The 17,664-nt window shown below is 41.1% G+C and carries 16 protein-coding genes; 7 read left to right on the top strand and 9 right to left on the bottom strand.

Annotated elements, in window-relative coordinates:
• The 8 genes from L4D20_RS10875 to L4D20_RS10840 all read right to left on the bottom strand — a co-directional run bounded on the left by L4D20_RS10875 (nt 1) and on the right by L4D20_RS10840 (nt 8,818).
• Nucleotides 1-570: a chemotaxis protein CheW gene (locus L4D20_RS10875; protein WP_428801589.1), complete on the bottom strand. Its 570-nt coding sequence runs from the start codon at nt 568-570 to the stop codon at nt 1-3.
• A 9-nt stretch (nt 571-579) separates the two neighbouring features.
• On the bottom strand, nt 580-2,577 hold the full coding sequence (locus tag L4D20_RS10870; RefSeq protein ID WP_428801588.1) for a methyl-accepting chemotaxis protein: 1,998 nt from the start codon (nt 2,575-2,577) through the stop codon (nt 580-582).
• A gap of 63 nt (nt 2,578-2,640) precedes the next feature.
• Complete coding sequence (locus L4D20_RS10865; protein WP_428801587.1) at nt 2,641-4,809, bottom strand: chemotaxis protein CheA; 2,169 nt, start codon at nt 4,807-4,809, stop codon at nt 2,641-2,643.
• A complete protein-coding gene (locus tag L4D20_RS10860) occupies nt 4,799-5,122 on the bottom strand; it encodes an STAS domain-containing protein (protein ID WP_428801586.1) in 324 nt (107 codons plus the stop codon). Before L4D20_RS10860 ends, L4D20_RS10865 begins: the two co-directional genes overlap by 11 nt.
• An 8-nt stretch (nt 5,123-5,130) precedes the next feature.
• Entirely contained in the window at nt 5,131-5,499 is a 369-nt protein-coding gene (locus L4D20_RS10855; protein ID WP_428801585.1) for a response regulator, read from the bottom strand.
• A 16-nt stretch (nt 5,500-5,515) separates the two neighbouring features.
• On the bottom strand, nt 5,516-6,097 hold the full coding sequence (locus L4D20_RS10850; protein ID WP_428801584.1) for a hypothetical protein: 582 nt from the start codon (nt 6,095-6,097) through the stop codon (nt 5,516-5,518).
• A gap of 214 nt (nt 6,098-6,311) precedes the next feature.
• Complete coding sequence (serC, locus tag L4D20_RS10845; RefSeq protein WP_428801583.1) at nt 6,312-7,406, bottom strand: 3-phosphoserine/phosphohydroxythreonine transaminase; 1,095 nt, start codon at nt 7,404-7,406, stop codon at nt 6,312-6,314.
• Nucleotides 7,407-7,555: 149 nt separating this feature from the next.
• A complete protein-coding gene (locus L4D20_RS10840) occupies nt 7,556-8,818 on the bottom strand; it encodes a DUF945 family protein (RefSeq protein WP_428801582.1) in 1,263 nt (420 codons plus the stop codon).
• Nucleotides 8,819-8,990: 172 nt separating this feature from the next.
• On the opposite strand from L4D20_RS10840, the gene L4D20_RS10835 reads away from it, so the two are divergent.
• From L4D20_RS10835 to L4D20_RS10825, 3 genes are all read left to right on the top strand, one after another.
• Nucleotides 8,991-10,910: an ATP-binding protein gene (locus L4D20_RS10835; protein WP_428801581.1), complete on the top strand. Its 1,920-nt coding sequence runs from the start codon at nt 8,991-8,993 to the stop codon at nt 10,908-10,910.
• A 29-nt stretch (nt 10,911-10,939) separates the two neighbouring features.
• Nucleotides 10,940-11,437: a response regulator gene (locus tag L4D20_RS10830; protein WP_428801580.1), complete on the top strand. Its 498-nt coding sequence runs from the start codon at nt 10,940-10,942 to the stop codon at nt 11,435-11,437.
• A 189-nt stretch (nt 11,438-11,626) separates the two neighbouring features.
• On the top strand, nt 11,627-12,166 hold the full coding sequence (locus tag L4D20_RS10825; RefSeq protein ID WP_428801579.1) for a hypothetical protein: 540 nt from the start codon (nt 11,627-11,629) through the stop codon (nt 12,164-12,166).
• Nucleotides 12,167-12,284: 118 nt separating this feature from the next.
• Here L4D20_RS10825 and L4D20_RS10820 read toward each other — a convergent pair whose 3' ends face one another.
• Nucleotides 12,285-12,872 carry a TfoX/Sxy family DNA transformation protein gene (locus L4D20_RS10820; protein ID WP_428801578.1) on the bottom strand — a complete coding sequence of 196 codons (588 nt, stop codon included), beginning with the start codon at nt 12,870-12,872 and terminating at the stop codon, nt 12,285-12,287.
• A 346-nt stretch (nt 12,873-13,218) separates the two neighbouring features.
• Between L4D20_RS10820 and L4D20_RS10815 the strand changes: the two genes are divergently transcribed.
• From L4D20_RS10815 to panP, 4 genes are all read left to right on the top strand, one after another.
• Entirely contained in the window at nt 13,219-14,142 is a 924-nt protein-coding gene (locus tag L4D20_RS10815) for an HDOD domain-containing protein (protein ID WP_428801577.1), read from the top strand.
• Between the two features lie 116 nt (nt 14,143-14,258).
• Nucleotides 14,259-15,164, top strand: a complete 906-nt coding sequence (locus tag L4D20_RS10810; protein WP_428801576.1) for a LysO family transporter — start codon at nt 14,259-14,261, stop codon at nt 15,162-15,164.
• 63 nt (nt 15,165-15,227) lie between these two features.
• Nucleotides 15,228-15,740 carry a hypothetical protein gene (locus L4D20_RS10805; protein ID WP_428801575.1) on the top strand — a complete coding sequence of 171 codons (513 nt, stop codon included), beginning with the start codon at nt 15,228-15,230 and terminating at the stop codon, nt 15,738-15,740.
• Between the two features lie 112 nt (nt 15,741-15,852).
• Nucleotides 15,853-17,505 carry a pyridoxal-dependent aspartate 1-decarboxylase PanP gene (gene panP / locus L4D20_RS10800; RefSeq protein WP_428801574.1) on the top strand — a complete coding sequence of 551 codons (1,653 nt, stop codon included), beginning with the start codon at nt 15,853-15,855 and terminating at the stop codon, nt 17,503-17,505.
• The last annotated feature ends 159 nt before the right edge of the window (nt 17,506-17,664 follow it).

Below are 17,664 nucleotides of genomic sequence, written 5' to 3'. Positions count from 1 at the left end.
TTAATCTCCTGTGCCTAAAGTATCTGGCAATGATGGCTCACTTGATTGCAGCGGCTCGATGTTTGGCTTTTCTTTCGGCCCGTTTTGGTGTTGTGACAACCAATCCCATTGAGCACTGTGTAACAACTGGTCAACATCGATAATAGTTAATAGCCGTGAATCAAGTTTCGCTAAACCTTTAAGCAGAGGGTTAGCTAAGTTACCTGCTAGATCTGGAACTGGCTCGAGTTGATCATCATTTATGTCAATAACTTGTGTAACCAAATCGACTTTATTTCCAATATAAAAACGTTCACCGTGATGCTCTAGCTCTGTCACTACGACACAGGTTTTTGGGCCAACTTGTAAGGTCTCTTTACCTAAACACAAAGAGAGTTCAAAAATAGGTAGAAGTTCGCCACGTAAGTTCATCGCCCCTTTGATGTAGTTCGGCGCCCCCGTTATAGGCTCAACTTGTGGGTATTCCATGATCTCCTTAATTTTGGCGATCGGATAGGCAAAGAGGCTCGAACCTACTTTAAATTCTAAGTACTTATCGTGACGATGTGTTTTGATTTCGCATTCACTCACGACGCTCTCCTAATCTTTAAAAGGAATATAACCAGATTCAGGTTTAGCTCTTTTTCCGTGCTTCTCTGATCTTACTGAACTTTGTCTCTCCCCTTGCCGGTACGAACGGTCCCCTTCTGAGGTGAGTTTGAAAAAGCTGACTGTTTTTCTAATTTCACTGGTTTGTTCCTGAACCATTACCGCTGTTGACGCTAGCTCTTCTGAAGCAGACGCATTTTGTTGTGCAATTTCGTCAAGCTTAGAAACGGTTCGATTTATCTCTGCAACACTGGTGCTTTGTTCTGTAGAAGCCGCCGTAATTTCTTGTACCAAATCGGCTGTTTTTTGAATATTTGGCACCATTCGATTGAGCATGTCACCGGCATGCTGCGCCACTTTCACACTGTTATCCGCCAATGTACTGATTTCTTGCGCGGCAATTTGGCTTCGTTCTGCCAGTTTTCGTACCTCATCAGCGACCACAGCAAAGCCTTTGCCATGCTCGCCAGCACGTGCGGCTTCTATTGCAGCGTTAAGTGCCAACAAATTCGTTTTATAGGCAATATCTTCAATAATGCCAATCTTCTCAGCGATAGCTGTCATTGCATCAACGGTATCATTTACCGCTTGCCCCCCTTCATTGGCTTCAGAGCTAGATTGCGTAGCAATACCATTTGTTACTTTAGAGTTATCGGTATTCATTGAGATGGAGGAACTCATTTGGTCAAGTGATGCACTGGTTTCTTCTACACTCGCGGCGAGCTGACTAGACGTGGTGCTGAGCATTTGAGAAGTAGTAGTGACTTCATTGGTGCTATGAGCAATTGACTCTACCGAATTTTGGATATCAAGTAGAATATTCTGAAGCTTGTCGATAAACCCATTAAAACTTTGAGCTGTTTCGCCCACTTCATCTGAACCAAAGTCGGGGATCCTTCTCGTCAAATCCCCTTCACCTGAGCGTAAATCTTCCGCCGCTTCAGCAAGCGCTTTAATCGGTATGACGATACCTTTAATCAAAAACAGTGCAATGACAAATGCTAGGACTACCGCTAACCCTAGTAGGCTCCAGATTAGCGATATACTTTCTCTTGCCGCATCGATTAGGTGACTTAAAGACTCCGCACTTCGATCGTTTGCTGTTGAGCTAATTTGATCAAGAATCGTCTCTAGTTTTCGAAAGACTTCGTGTTCAAGTTTGTCGATTTGAGTGGCAGCTTCAAGCTTGTCTCTTGGTCGGTATGTCGCAAAAATATCCTTACCACCATTGTAGATTTCCATATACATCCGTTCTACCTGGCTTAAGCTTTGTATTTCATTCGGTTTTCTCTCGAGAGGTTTGATTTGAGAAAGGAAACCGGCAAAAGTGCGAGCCTCTTTTTCAAATGCATCTACCGCACCGATTTCACCTCGCATATAGTCGTTGAGCGCCGACATCATATCGCCCTGCTCATCTATCAACTCGAGATAATATCGAACCCCAGGTAGGTCATCATTCAGTACCTCTTGGAAATCTCCCGTTCTCCCTGCATCAGCTACTTCTTCTTCCTTTAACGCATCTAGCAATCGCTCGAGTGGCTCTGAGGACTCAGTGATTAGTCGGTTATATTGTGCTACAGCATGAATTTCTAAACTCGGGTCAAACTGATGAAAGACTAACGTTTCCATGTCGCCATAATATCGTTTGGACAAATCGTCTAACTGTCGCATTAATACCGGATCAACCGAGTTGAGTTGCTTTAACTGCTCGAAGAAAGTCACAAATTCAGTGTAGTTGGCGACAAAATCTTCTTTCTCTTCCGCCTCTCCCGTAATGAATTCCAGTACATTTGAATTCATGTCACCAAGTTCATCAAGCATACTCAACGACAAAATTGCCGCAGGAATATCATCCTGACCAACACTCACCGCATAGGATTCAATGGTACGGTTTTTTATCTGTACCGAGATGGCAATAATCAACAGCAACAGCCCCATGGTGCACATGGCGATAATGATTTTATTGCGTATCGACAGTTTTCCAATCATGTCTTTCTCCTCGGCTTTGTTTAGTAAACCTAACTGTTAGTACAAGGGCACTAATAAAAGGTGCTAAACAAAGCGTTCTGATATATCTGTTTCACTGCGACTCAAGATAATTTGAATCAATGCGAATATGTCCAAAATAATTGCGACTTCACCACTGCCTAATATGGTTGCACCGCTTACACCTCTTAGGCCTTCGAATATCGGTCCAAGAGGCTTAACCACTGTTTGATATTCACCGCTTAATGCATCCACTATCAGGCCTGCCCTAAATGAACCGAACTGTACAACCACCAATGCTTCCTGCTCGAACTTTGTTTCTGATTCAATGCCAAACCACTCACTTAAACGAATAAACGGCAAGATTTCATCCCGTAAATTAATAAACTGCTTGTTGGTAATGGCTTCTATTGAAGTGATTTCTCGAAGCTCTAAACATTCCACGACATTGTCTAACGGGATCACATAATTACTTCCTGCAACTTGGAACATAAACCCATCAATAATAGATAGCGTTAAAGGCAGACGAATGATGAATCGGGAACCAATACCGACTTGGCTATCCATTTCGATAGTACCCCGCAACAGCTCGATGTTTCTCTTGACGACATCCATGCCCACACCACGACCAGAAAGATCGCTGACTTTTTGTTTGGTTGAAAATCCCGGTTCAAAAATGAGTCTTTGCACATCTCGCGACGCAAGGTCACTAGAGGTGTTGATTAACCCTTTGTCTTTGGCCGTTGAGATGATGTGACTTTCATTAAGCCCACGACCATCATCTGATACTTCAATGACGATTGAACCAGAGTCATGGTAAGCATTAAGGCGGATCATTCCTTTGGGTGATTTGCCAGCTTGTATTCTCTCTTCTCTGCTTTCAATACCATGGTCCATGGCGTTTCGCATAAGATGAGTTAACGGATCGCTCAGCTTCTCAACAAACGTTTTGTCTAACTCGGTTTCTGCTCCAGTAATGACAAGATCAACGTCTTTACCCAGTTCAGAGGCAATGTCTCGAACCACACGTTTGTACTTTTTAAAGGTATCGCCTATTTGAACCATTCTAAGTTGTAAGGAGCTATCTCTAATACTTTCAACCAGACGCTCTAATTGAGCCATCGCCTCAATGAGCATTTCATTACCGGTTTCATGAGCCAGTAAGTTTGTTCTCGCACCAGTGATGACCATTTCTCCAACTAGATCGATCAATAGATCAAGCTTTTCAGCCTCTACTCGTAGGGTTTTAGTGACTGCTGCACTTGGGTGTTGTTTGCTTACTGCCGCTTTAATTAGATCTGATGGTATTTGCTGGCTATCGGTCAGAACACTGCCAAGCAAGGGAGCTGGAGGGTGTGAACTACCCAGTAGCTCTTGCATGCTAAGACCCTGATTTAATTCATCCCGACTTAAAGCACCGACCTGTACTAATATCTCACCTAATTTTTGTTTTGACTCTGGAAGGTGATGGATGAGTTCTATATAGGCACTGATTTGACTATCTGGTGGAATGATAATTAAGGTTGCGTCATTAAGAATAAACTCAAAAACGTCGAGAATATCTTGTCGGTTCACCGCTGCCAATAGACGGATTTCAAAGCCTAAATAGCACTTTTCGGGCTCAAACGTTTCCATTTGGCTTAATCGTTCATCAATAACATGAACGGATTCTAATTCACCGAGTTTTGATAAATAGCGAATAAAGGAAATAGGGTCCAAACCATCTTGGAGTACATTGGCATTAGGACGAAATGATATATGCCATGTGCCACTAGAGTAGGACTTGGTATTAGACTCATTCTCAACGGTATTCTCTGTGGGGTTATTTTCATGTTTTAAGTCAGGAAGGTAATTAAGTATTTGTTCTGAAAGCGCACTCGTTTTGGATTCTAAAAGGTCTGAATATTCTGAACCAATACCTGAAATATGCAGTTTTAATAAATCGGTAGACTCAATCATCAATGACATGATCTGCATATCAATGTTGAGTTCTTTCCCTCGAAGCCGTTCAAGCAACGATTCCAATATATGGCTAAAACTAACCAGTTCGTCTAATCCAAAAAGCCCTGCACTCCCCTTAATCGTATGTATCGCTCGGAATACCTCATGCAGCCAACCCATACGCTCTTGGCGACTGTTATTCTCATTATCCAACAGCAGTTGTTCTGTTTCATTAAGAAGCTCCTCCGCCTCTAAAATGAAAGTAGTGAGCGCCTCATTAATATCAGCACTCATGCTCATCACTTAGTTTGTGTGGATCATCGACTTTCTGCGAGCAACACAGTAAATGCTCTTCTAAATTGAGTAATTTAATATAATTTGATACCACACTGCTTAGCGCACTCAGTGGTGGAGTAACATGATAGTGATTAGAAAGCTTAGCAAACCACACTAAAAGCTGAAAACCCGCTGTATCGAGCTCTTCAACTTCAGAAGCATCGAGTTGAACGGGCTGCTCTGATTCAAATAGTTCAAACAGTTCTCTATGAATGTCACTGACCTCATATATCGTTAACTCTTGTGGCAATACGTACACTTTTGGCCCCATAAAATCCCCTACGATGAAAGTAACTTCGATACCGCTTGCAGCATTTGGTCTGGTTTAAACGGCTTAATCATCCAAGCCTTTGCCCCTGCTTTTCTGCTCTCTTCTTTCAAATATTCTTGGTTTTCGGTGGTGAGCATAATGATGGGCGTAAACTTATATTTATCTAATTTTTTGACCTCTTTGACGAAATCTATGCCATTCATGTTAGGCATATTGACGTCGCTAATAATAAGGTGAACACGAGACCCATCTAATTTACTTAATCCATCCACTCCATCTTTAGCTTCTAATACATCAAAACCTCCTCCACTTAAGGCAATATTCACGACCTGACGTAGTGACTCGGAATCATCAACAATTAGTATTGTTTTCTTCATCGCTTAATTTCTCCCACTAGAAATAGGTTATGCCTTCATTAGATGGATTTTGGGTGCTCTTTTCTGCTACAGCTAACTCTGTTCGACTGGTAATTCGGCTAAGTTCACTTACAAGCCAACTCTCATCCCAACTCTTTTCCTCTTGCTCTAATAAGCGTAGCTGTTCAATGATCAATTCAAGCCCTTCCTTTACCCCAGCCTGCCTCTGCAAGTTTCTATCACCATGCTGAAGTACCTCGATCAGTTCGTTGTAAGCTTGGTTCATCTGTTTTTCTAATCGCTGTTTCTCTTCACTTTGATTTTCAGACGTCATCGTATCTCTCTGTTTGACAAGGTGACTTAACTGAGCAAACAGTGTGGTGATTTGAGTAATGGATTGATTTGAATCTTGATAAGAAATTTCGAGCTGTTTATTTAACTTAGGAAGAAATACACGCTGAATGGATCGCAATGCCATTTGATGAGAACGGCTGGCATTCTCTATAGAGTAGCGTTGATGAAACCAGATCGTCAGAGCAACGATCATCAGAGTGGCAAACAAGGTATTCCAGGCAAAACCAAACAGCACTAATAATATAATTAGTACGCTAGCACTCATTTGAATTGTTCGACAAATGCTGCCCACTCGCATTTTCCCTTTATTTACAATCTAGTAAATAGCCTAGTTCATATTTGGCAAGATGCGGTGAATTTGAGAGAACAGAGACAAAAAAGCCTCAATCACGAATTGTGATTGAGACTTGGATTTTACATTTCGATTTGCGCCTAGCTTGGCCACAATAGTGACTAATCACTGACTTGATACACGCCGTTTAGCTATATTGCTCTTCGAACTCTTTCATGAGTTGAACCAGTGCTTTGACACCTTCAATTGGCATCGCATTATAAATAGATGCTCTCATTCCACCAACAGCCCGGTGTCCTTTCAAAGCAGCCAAACCACGAGCCTCAGCTTGCTTTAGAAACTCACCATCTAATTCAGGCTTACTCAATTGAAAGGGAACATTCATCAACGAACGATTGTTTGGATGAACGTTATTGTTATAGAAACTAGATTGATCGATGGCATCATAAAGTAGCGCTGCTTTTTCTTTATTTACTTGCTCAATCGCTTTGACACCACCTTGTGCTTTTAACCACTTAAACACCAAGCCAGATAGGTACCATGCAAATGTCGGAGGTGTATTGAACATCGATTCTTTTTCAGCTAACACTTTGTAATTCAATATGCTTGGCAGTACATCGGTCGCTAACTCCAACAAATCATCCCGAACGATAGCAATACAGATACCTGCAGGACCGATATTTTTCTGGGCACCCGCATAGATAACGCCATATTTGGAAACATCAATCTCACGTGAAAGAATGGTTGATGACATATCAGCGACTATAGGCAGATCCGTATCTGGAAGATCGTTTATCTCAACACCATCGATTGTCTCATTTGGACAAAAGTGCACATAGGCAGACGCTTCATCGATCGCCCACTCTTTTGCCGCAATGACAGCAGCTTTATTATCAAGTGTCGTTTTAGCGTTAAAGACATCGGTCTCACAATAGCGACCCGCTTCAACAATCGCGCTTTCAGCCCAGTAACCTGCATCGATATAGGTTGCCTTGGTTTTTGAGCCTAATAAATTCATTGGAACAGCTGCAAATTGTGCTCGAGCACCACCCTGGCAAAACAGAACTTTATAGTTCGAAGGAATGTTCAGTAGGTCTCTAAGATCCTGTTCAGCGTCTTCTGCGACTTTAATAAAAGATTTACTGCGATGGCTAATCTCCATCACTGACGTACCTAGGTTATTCCAATTGATAAATTCGGCTTGAGCCTGTTCCATCACGGCTTTAGGTAGGCCAGCTGGGCCAGCACTAAAATTAAATACATTATCCGTCGTGGGCTGCATGCGTTTCCTTGCTCCTAATAAAATAATTTCATCTTCTGACTGTGATTAATAGCACGTTTTTTTGAGGATAAAAAGCAACAAAAGAGCCCCTAGGAGCTCTTTTGTTTTTGAAATGCTATTTTTGGCTAGTTTAATACCGATTTAATTCTTTATTGCATGAGCATCGGTAACAGCAAGGCCATGAGCGGAATTTCTTGCCCACTTGAAAAGATAATATTCGCATTTTTTAACTCGGCTTTAATTTCATAGCCTTGTTCTGTTTGCTCAATAATCTCCATCACGATTGCTTCATCGATTCCCTGCTTAATAAACGGAAAATCAGTGACCAATTGGTTAGAGAAGTAAGTATTCAGCTCACCGGTTAACGCAGGCAATATTTTGGTCGGATCTTGCGAAACATCATCAGTACCTTCTGGAACACTTAGCTTCCATTTCGACTCAAATTCACCTTGACCGACTTTCAGCGACATCTTATTCATCGCCAAGTAAAAACCTTTCGAGAATAGCGACTCTACATAAGGAATTGCTTGTGCTATTTCCGCCTCTGTCATGATTGGGTTATTTTGATACATCGACATTAAGCTTTCAAAGGCCATGCTATCAATGTCACCCATCGAAAAGTCCATACTGAACTCTTCTATAGAGCCGTCTGGGGTAAACATAGAATCCATGCTCACTTTATGGTTGCTGTTTAATCGGCTTTGCTCGGTATTAATCCCAGAGCTAAACTGATATTGGCCTTTCTCAATTTCAAAGGCAGTTTGAGATGCTTGTAGGTCTGAAATGGTAAAACGCTCAATTGACACCGACTGCTCACCTAGCCAAAAGCCATTTTCTTGCTTACCTTCACCTTCGCCTTCAATACCCGAAAATACGATCTTTTCTCCAGTAGAGAAATCTAACTCTATCGATGGCATATCCAATTGGTAAGTCAGTTGACCAAGAACAGAAATATCCCCTTTGATGCTGGAAGGAGAAATAGAGATAGCGAGTTCTTCACCCGTTTGAGTTTGGTAATACCAACTCGCTAAGTTAACAGAGTAATCCGTATTGCCATTAAGTTGCGTGATTGTGTCAATGGTCAGTGGAAATTCACTATTATCTAAAGAAGAGTGTGCGCTCAAGCTAAACAAGCCATGAGTAACGGCACTAGAAATGACAAACTCTGTCGGCAAATCATCCGCTTGAAATTGAGCAATCAGATCAGGATCCTGTAAAACGTATCGCGTTTTTATGCTTGAGCTTAAATAACCACGATCATATTCAACAATTTCTGCGCTAACTAAATCACTACCTAAATGAGTAACCCCGTCAGTAATGACATTTTGTCCTATCTGACCAACCGCTAAAGGCCAGCACAATGTAAGTAATACAGCACCACCAATAGCGCCTATCTTTTTCAGTTGCATCATAATGTTTGGTATTCCACTATTATTTTGACCAATTCCATACAGAAAAAAGTTTGAGTTAAATCAGAGTATTGCTTTTATTTTTAATAAGAGCAAATTTCTAAAACCTAGCTCCCATTACGCTTTATTGATAATTGATACAGTTTTCTCAGATCCGTTTGTCCGAGAGAAATTAGTGAACACATTTGCTCTACTGTACCTTGATAACAATCCAATAAGCGTAGAGCAGTTACGAACTGAGCTAAGCCACTTTTCTACACGCTTTGATATCCATACTGCTGAAAGCATAGAAGAAGCACATTGCACTTTAGATTTTTGTAAACAACAAGGACAAACCGTCGCCCTTGTTATTGCCAGTCATCATTCGCACTTTAACGGAGCAGAATTTTTAATTCAATTAGATAAATCTGCACATACAAAAACAGCTAGGAAAATATTGCTTAGTTGCGGACAAGATATTCAGGCCATCTTATCCGCGGTAAATGAAGGACGCCTCGATCACTGCTTAACAAAACCTGTGCAAGATAATCTTGTCTATAAAACCGTAAAAAAAGAACTGACTACGTTTGTAATAGAACAAGATAGAGACAACTTACTTTCATACAGCCTCATCTTGGATCAGCAACATCTGCTTAGAGCACACATTGATGCCAAGATGAAAAGCTACCAGGAAGGCTTTATTTCCGAGCACCATAGTCTTTCTGATACCGAGCTCGCGGAACAAGTGATCTCGGCTTTAAACCAGTTTTTTGCCCAAGAGGACGAGACCCTGGCTTGCCGAACTTACTCGGCCGATCACCTATTAACCAAAGAAGGTGAGGAAAACCGCTTTCTATGGTTTATTACTGAGGGAAAAGTAGCACTGTATAAAAAGGATGAGCTTGGGCAACAGCGTGAAGTGGTTCGTCATGAAAAAGGGAATATCATTGGTGGTATGTCATTTGTTACGGGTGAGTTTTCATTTTCTACCGCTCTCACGTTAACTCAAACAAAGGTGATTAAGCTCGACAGGGATATCTTTACCAAAGTCATGCACTCCAATACTCAATTACTACCGCTCTTTACTAATCTACTGCTTCGCCATTTCAATCGCCGATTACAGCGTAGTATCAATACCAAACTTAAGCTACAAAAGACGTTAGAGTCGCTCGAGTCAGCCCATCAACAACTGATTGAAAAAGAGAAAATGGCAATGTTAGGTCAGCTCGTTGCAGGGGTTGCTCACGAGTTAAATAATCCAGTAGCTGCGATACTTCGGGGGACTGAAACCCTCACTGATAAATTAAAAACACTGATTGAACTAGAAGCAACAAACCAAAGTAATACGACTGGTCAAGCCATTCTTGAACATGCCCTTCTCTCTTCTCCTGCCTCTACCTCAGAGGAAAGAGCAAAGTCTAAGTTGGTAGAAGCGGAAATAAAGCACCGATTGCTGGCTAAAAAACTGGTCAAGCTTCGTTTAGAAAGTGATGAACAACTCAAACAAATTGCCAAGCAAGACCCAGAAAAAGCACTTCAACTGGTTAATGAGTACGATGTCTATCATTCAACAGGCAGTACCCTACGATCTATTAATGTTTGCGCCCAACGAATCGCAGATATGGTCAAGAGTTTAAAGGGATATGCACGCCCTGATGACGAAGTTTTCCATCAAGCCAATGTCTATGAAGGTATAGAAGATACCTTAGTCATATTTGAAAATAGGCTAAAGCACCACACTGTCATTAAAGAGTATTGTGAGTTACCAAAGATTAGATGCCAACCTATTGCGCTACAACAAGTTTGGACAAACCTAATATCCAATGCAATTGATGCGCTACCCGCTCGTGGGCAACTAAAAATTCAAACGACATTAAAGACGATGGGTAACAAACCCGGCGTATTACTCTGTTTTGAAGACAACGGCAGTGGCATCTCCCCCACGCTAAAAGAACAAATCTTCACCCTTAATTTTACGACCAAGAAAGAAGGCAATTTTGGTCTCGGTATTGGTCTGTCTGTTTGCCAACAGATCATCCACCAGCATAGCGGAAAGATCGAAGTCGAATCAGCCACTAACGAATTCACAAGAATGAATATCTGGCTGCCTATTTAATCATCTCAATTTAACGGCAAGGAGTAATTATGAACAAATATCTTATCTTATGTGTTGATGATGAGCGTGACGTTCTCGAGGGTGTAATTCAAGATCTAGACTGCTTTGAAGAGCATTTCATTGTGGAAGCGGCTGAATCGGTTGCTGAAGCTAAAGGTATTATCTCAGACAGTGCCAATGATCATATTAAGCTGGCTCTCATCTTATGTGATCATATTATGCCCGAACAAACGGGTATCAGCTTCCTTATCGAGTTAAGCCAAGATAAGGAGACTAGCGCAAGCAAAAAGTTACTACTGACCGGACAAGCCGGCCTTAATGACACCGTAGAAGCGGTAAATCATGCAAGTCTTGACTATTTTATTGCGAAACCTTGGAAAGGTGATGATCTAAGAACCGCAATAGTTGAACAATTAACACAATTCATGATCGAGAATGAAAAAGATCTTATGCCCTGGGCAACAGTGTTAGACACAGAAAAAATCTTCAACGCGATCGCAAAAAACAGAATCAACTTTGGAGACTAATGCTGTTTTATCTTACCCTAGACATATTTAGGCACTAAAATTGCGTATTTTTTGCAAATACGACAAAAGAATGACATTTTTATTGGTGCCAACAAGCACGGATGCATTATCATGTCGTGATAAATCAGAGTCATAGCGGTTCCACTGCTTAGGACAACGGAAATAACTAGGAATAGGTTCATCGTTACTATGCGTAAAACAATCATTGCTACAGCTTTATTGCTCGCGTCGGGTCAGGCATTTGCAGAGACTGACCCAAATAGCCCATCAGTTATGAGTAACTTCAGTTACGACTACTTCGAGGCTCGTATTGGTGCAAGCCCAGTGACATTTGGTGGTGCGATCAGCAAGACTATCCACCCTAACGCACACTTTATCGGACGCATCGATTCAGAGTTTGAAGGTGACTACGACGCTGCAACTGGTTTTGGCTTTCACGCACCAGTTAATAATTGGGCTGATTTCACCGGTGAGATGCTGTTTCGTATTCAAGATCTAGGAAGCACTGAAACTGGCATCGAAGTTAATCTAGGTATTCGTCAATGGCTTGGTCCACAGTTGGAAGTCGGCGCTAAAGGTGGTTACGTTTCAATTGATAAAAAAGAAGATTGGATCGGCTCTGCGCACATTCGTTTCCACTCTACAGAACTATTCTCTGTTGGTGCAGAACTACGTATCAATGATACGTACGGTGAACAAGCGATGATGACTGCAAGATTTAAATTCTAGCCAGAGTTTTGTCTACTACCCTATTTAACATCTGATTAGACAGTTTAAAGCGGGACAGTTCGCACAAGAAAGCCGCTCACATATTGAGCGGCTTTTCTTTGAGTCTGATGCGAATTAACTAGTGACAACTAGCCAATAACTGGCGTTTACGTGGTTCTTGTATCAGTTTCCAGTGAATGCCTTCGACTGCACCTGCAAACTTCCATAATAATTTAACGTCCACATCCGTTCCGTAAGCATTGCGAACCTTTGAGTAAACGGCTGGTGCGCCCAACTGCATAAAAGTATCGACATCGTCTATGCCCGCTTTTTTGACCATACGCTCAAGAGTTAACTGCATATTGGGTAGGTCGCGCAAGCGTTTACTCGCGGAAGACTTTTGAAATTGGCGCTGATCCACAGACAGCTTAATAGAGTCTCTTACGATCTCGTATAGAGCGGTATCTTGCTGCCTAAATATATGAGTTATATCGTAATAATTAACTGTTGCTGTGGTTTGTTTTTTCACGTGACGATATTTTTCACAACCCAATTCATTTAATCTTGAATCCAATTGTTCTCCACCGCGGATAAAGATCTTCTCACCGCTGAGTAGAGCAAACATTGCCTCTTTTTTAAATAAGCCTATACCACCAAACATTGAACGCTTCTGAAAAGTTCCAAAGGCACCCACATAGTCCATAAATAGTTGTTCTGTCATATCCATTGATCCTTCTAATCATGTTACCCCGATTATTTGTGATCACCAGATAGCAGCTGTTTTAGCGAAAAATATAAAACTCCGAGACGTGTATTATAGTTGATATTGAGTTCGTCTCAGTTAGTAAACAAATGATAGTTAACGACGAAAAATAAGTCTGTTCAAACTTCACATCAATTAATCAAGAAAACAATATTTATGAGACCAGAATCACAAATAGACTTTGTTATTGCTACGGAAAACTATAACAATTATATCAATACTGATATACGGACACTCTAAGTATGTAAGTTGTTGCTAATCTACAGAGCTATTAGTTACACTGTAAGCAGTATTCCTTTGGTGACCGGCTATGAATCATTTATCTTTCTATTGGCTCCCTGACAATAAGGAGGCGCTCCTTCAAAGTATTGAGAGCGAATTTTCCGAACTTATTGCTCATTCGGTGAGTACTGGCAAAATAACCTTGCCACCTATTTCAGAAGTCGTTTTACGCATTCAATCTCTTTGCACGAAAGAAACGACAGAAATTATCGACATTGCTGACTGCCTTCTTGAAGACCCTGGACTTGCTGCTATTGTTATCCGAGTAGCAAACTCTGTTATTTTTAACAGGCGCAATATTACATGCACTGATCTTTTCACTGCAGTCTCCCGTTTAGGTATCCTACGCGTTCGTGACATTGTGACTGCACAAGCTATTGAACAATTGAAACATACTGTAAGTCTGAGCAAAGAGTGCAATCGCGTTCTTATAAAAAGCGCAGCAACCTCTAGAGAGCTTGCCGCTACTATGGTTATGGTGGCTAAAGCCTTTAAAGAGGAACAACCGAAAACGTATAAATATCTGGAAATCGAAAAAGCGCTATTATCGGGATTGATCGCCGATATCGGCCTATTTTGCATGGTCAACGAATACCATCAGTATTTAGAAAATGGGAACTACCTTGACCTTCAGATTGCGCTGCAGATTTTTGACTCACAGTGCTCCGCGTCTAGTCGACTGGTGCTAACTAGTTGGGGATTTGACCTTGATTTTATCAGCGTTGCAACTAACGAAAAGCATACCCAAGACGTTGAGATACCTTTGAGTTATCTAGATATTGCTAGAATCGCTAATCATATCCTGTTGTTTAGACGCCAAGATGAAGCTATTGAAGACCATTTCGTTGAATTCGACACCACTGGTGCAGATGTTTTGTATAAATTAACGAATTTGAGTGAATTCGACTTTAATATACAAATAAGTGAAGTAATCAATGCAAGTGGCTTATAACATCCAACTATTTATGAACTAATACCATTTTCATGTAACACAATTTCTGCGTAAAATAGACTCTTACGCAGAAATAGCTCACTTAAAAAATACTAAGAACAACAATAGGATTTTTAATGTTCTCAGGGATGATCTTTATATTTGCCCCACTTTTTGTGGGGTATTTAATTTCCATATCGAAAACTAATACTCTCAATGTTATTAATAAAATGACGTCATATCTTATTTACGTCATTTTGTTTTTGATGGGGCTAAGCCTCGCAGCACTAGATAACTTAGGGCAAAACCTGCAGTTAATTATAAAGTTCACTGCAACCTTCTTTATCTGTATCAGCTTATGTAATCTGGCAGTATTACCATTGGTAGACCGATTATTTCCAATTCATACCAATAACAAAACGTCCAAATTACCTTTGGCTAGCATGGCACTAGAGTCAGCAAAACTCATTTTAGTGGTCGGTGGCGGGCTCATTGTCGGCCTTTTGGGATTAATGAGCCTTCACTGGGTAGATACTGCCAGTGAATGGATTTTATTCCTTTTGCTATTTTTCATCGGTATCCAACTAAGAAATAGTGGATTGACATTACGACAAATTCTTATCAATAAGCAGGGAATGATCATCGCCCTGGTTATTATTATTACGTCATTAATAGGTGGAGTGATTTCTTCCTACATACTGGATATTGATCTCTTTAGAGCGCTTGCTATGGCATCAGGATTCGGTTGGTACTCGTTATCTGGTATTTTGATGGGTGATGCCTTTGGCCCTGTCTATGGTGGTGCCTCTTTCATGCTAGAGCTACTAAGAGAACTTGTAGCTCTGATTATGATTCCACTGTTAATTCGTTCAAAACCCTGTACCTCCATCGGCTATGCTGGTGCAACCGCTATGGACTTTACCTTACCTGTTATTCAGTCAACAGGTGGTGTAAGGTGTGTGCCAATTGCCATAGTTAGTGGCTTTATTCTCAGCCTACTTGTTCCAATACTTATGCTGTTCTTCGTTTCTTTAGCTGCGTAGCAGTAAACTGAAGATTAACAGCCAAAACTATAAGCACGAAAAAGTGCGATTAAAGGACTTATCATGAAACGCATTGTGATTGCTGCATTACTAACATTATCTTCGGGCTCAGTCTTTGCTGCTAGCTCTCAGTGTCTTACAGACAAGTACGACGCTTATATTGATGCATCACTAACTTGGTACCAAGATCTTACTGACCTAACGTCAGAACGTTATCCAGAACTAAAAGAAGTAAGCCAATGGTTCTTAGATGGTCGTAAAAATCATTTTGAATTAAACCGAGCGGCTGTTCATTACTATCTAGAAAATGACACTTCAAAAATCGCGTCAGGACAGTCCGTTGAAGCTTGGTTACAGCTAGAACAACACGATGTAAAAGAGCTTTCAGAGCGTGATGATGAATTAGGGAAAGCAGCAAAGCTCACCTTTAGTGATCGTCAAAGCACACCTCATGAAAAGAACTACGAGCTTCGCTCGGCCTTTGCTGATTTACTCAGTCACCCAAAACAAATCGATAGCGTTTTGCAAAAATACAATCAATCCATAAGTACTCTAGAAGAGATGGATTGCGAGTAATTCAGCTCGTGTTAATTGAAAAATATGCACACTAAATTAAGACGGGACATTAGTTCCGTTTTCGTTTAAATTGTGCCGTTCGCAATGGAAATTAGAAAAATAACGTAGCGGTATGGGATCAGAACAAAAAACAGTTGATGTAAACTTCGATAGTTTACTTCGCATATTTACGGTACCAGAAGGGCCAGATTCAACGTTAACTAAAATCGAGGATGGTCTCTCAAGAAACCTGAATCAATTTTTGCGTAAACATATCGTTGCCGAAGAGAAACCTCTTAGAGATATTGAAAAAGACTTCTCTAACCCCGTGATTCCGGAACAACCAGAATTCGTCTCGGATCATACTCAGCACTTGCTCGACACTTTAGTTGCGCAGTCTGTCCATACGTCCGCACCTAGCTTCATTGGGCACATGACTTCTGCACTACCCTACTTTTTGATGCCGCTGTCAAAAATCATGATTGCGCTTAATCAAAACCTAGTCAAAATTGAAACATCTAAAGCTTTCACGCCACTAGAACGTCAAGTTTTAGGCATGCTTCACCGCCTTATTTATAGCCAAGATGAAGCCTTCTATTCTCGCTGGATGCACAGTGCTGGCCACTCGCTTGGCGCATTCTGCTCTGGCGGAACGATCGCGAATATCACTGCACTTTGGGTTGCCCGTAACAATGCACTAAAAGCACAAGGTGAATTTAAAGGCGTTGAAAAAGAAGGGCTGTTTAAAGCCATGAAGCACTATGGCTACGAAGGGCTAGCGATATTGGTTTCAGACCGTGGTCATTACTCACTTAAAAAAGCGGCAGATACACTGGGGATCGGACAAGAAAGTCTAATTTCCATTAAAAGTGATGAAAACAATCGCCTATGCCCCGCTGATTTAAAAGCGAAGTTCGCTCAGCTTAAACAGCAGAATATTAAAGTATTTGCAGTCATTGGTGTCGCAGGTACAACAGAAACAGGCAGTATTGACCCTCTAAAAGCCATCGCTGAAATTTGTATTGAAGAGAAATGCCATTTCCACGTCGATGCAGCTTGGGGCGGCGCGACTCTCATGTCGAATAATCATCGCCCGAAACTTGATGGTATCGAATTGGCTGACTCAGTGACTATTGATGCCCACAAGCAGCTCTATATCCCTATGGGCGCTGGTATGGTGTTATTCAAAAAGCCTGATGCAATGAGCTCAATTGAGCATCACGCTCAATATATTCTACGTAAAGGATCCAAAGATTTAGGCACGCATACTCTTGAAGGCTCCCGTTCAGGAATGGCTATGTTGGTGTATGCGAGCATGCACATTATTAGCCGCCCAGGTTATGAGCTTCTCATTGATCAAAGTATTGAAAAAGCAAAGTACTTTGCAAACCTCATCGATGAGCAAGACGACTTCCAACTCGTGTCTAAGCCGGAGTTATGTCTTCTGACCTATCGCTATATGCCATCAAAGGTAGATGCTGCATTTAGAGCTGCATCTAAAGAGCAAGCGATGAAGCTCAACGAGTTGCTCAATGAGCTTACAAAGTTCATCCAAAAACGGCAACGCGAAACGGGTAAATCTTTTGTGTCACGTACTCGTTTAAACCCCAAAGAGATGCACGATCTCAATACCATTGTATTCCGTGTCGTGCTCGCTAATCCACTAACAACTTATGACATCCTAGAGGCCGTTCTTTGCGAGCAAAGAGAAATAGCGAAGCAAGCACCTAAATTGATGAATCAAATCAATTTATTGACAGAGAAAATATGTCAAACTAATTCTTAGCTTGTTTCCAAAATGAAAATTTATTTCTATTTATTGTCGCTATTTTGTCAGAATTGACGGTTATTTAGCCCAAACACTCAAATTTACTTTAAATTTTATTCAAAAATTGAAATTTAGTTTGAGGTTTGTCATATTCTCACCAATTGTAAGCAAGTAAAC

The sequence above is a fragment of the Vibrio kyushuensis genome, from assembly GCF_050337325.1.
GTDB lineage: Bacteria > Pseudomonadota > Gammaproteobacteria > Enterobacterales > Vibrionaceae > Vibrio > Vibrio kyushuensis.
The sequence above is the reverse complement of the archived record's forward strand: the minus strand, read 5'-3'. Positions and strand labels throughout refer to the sequence as shown.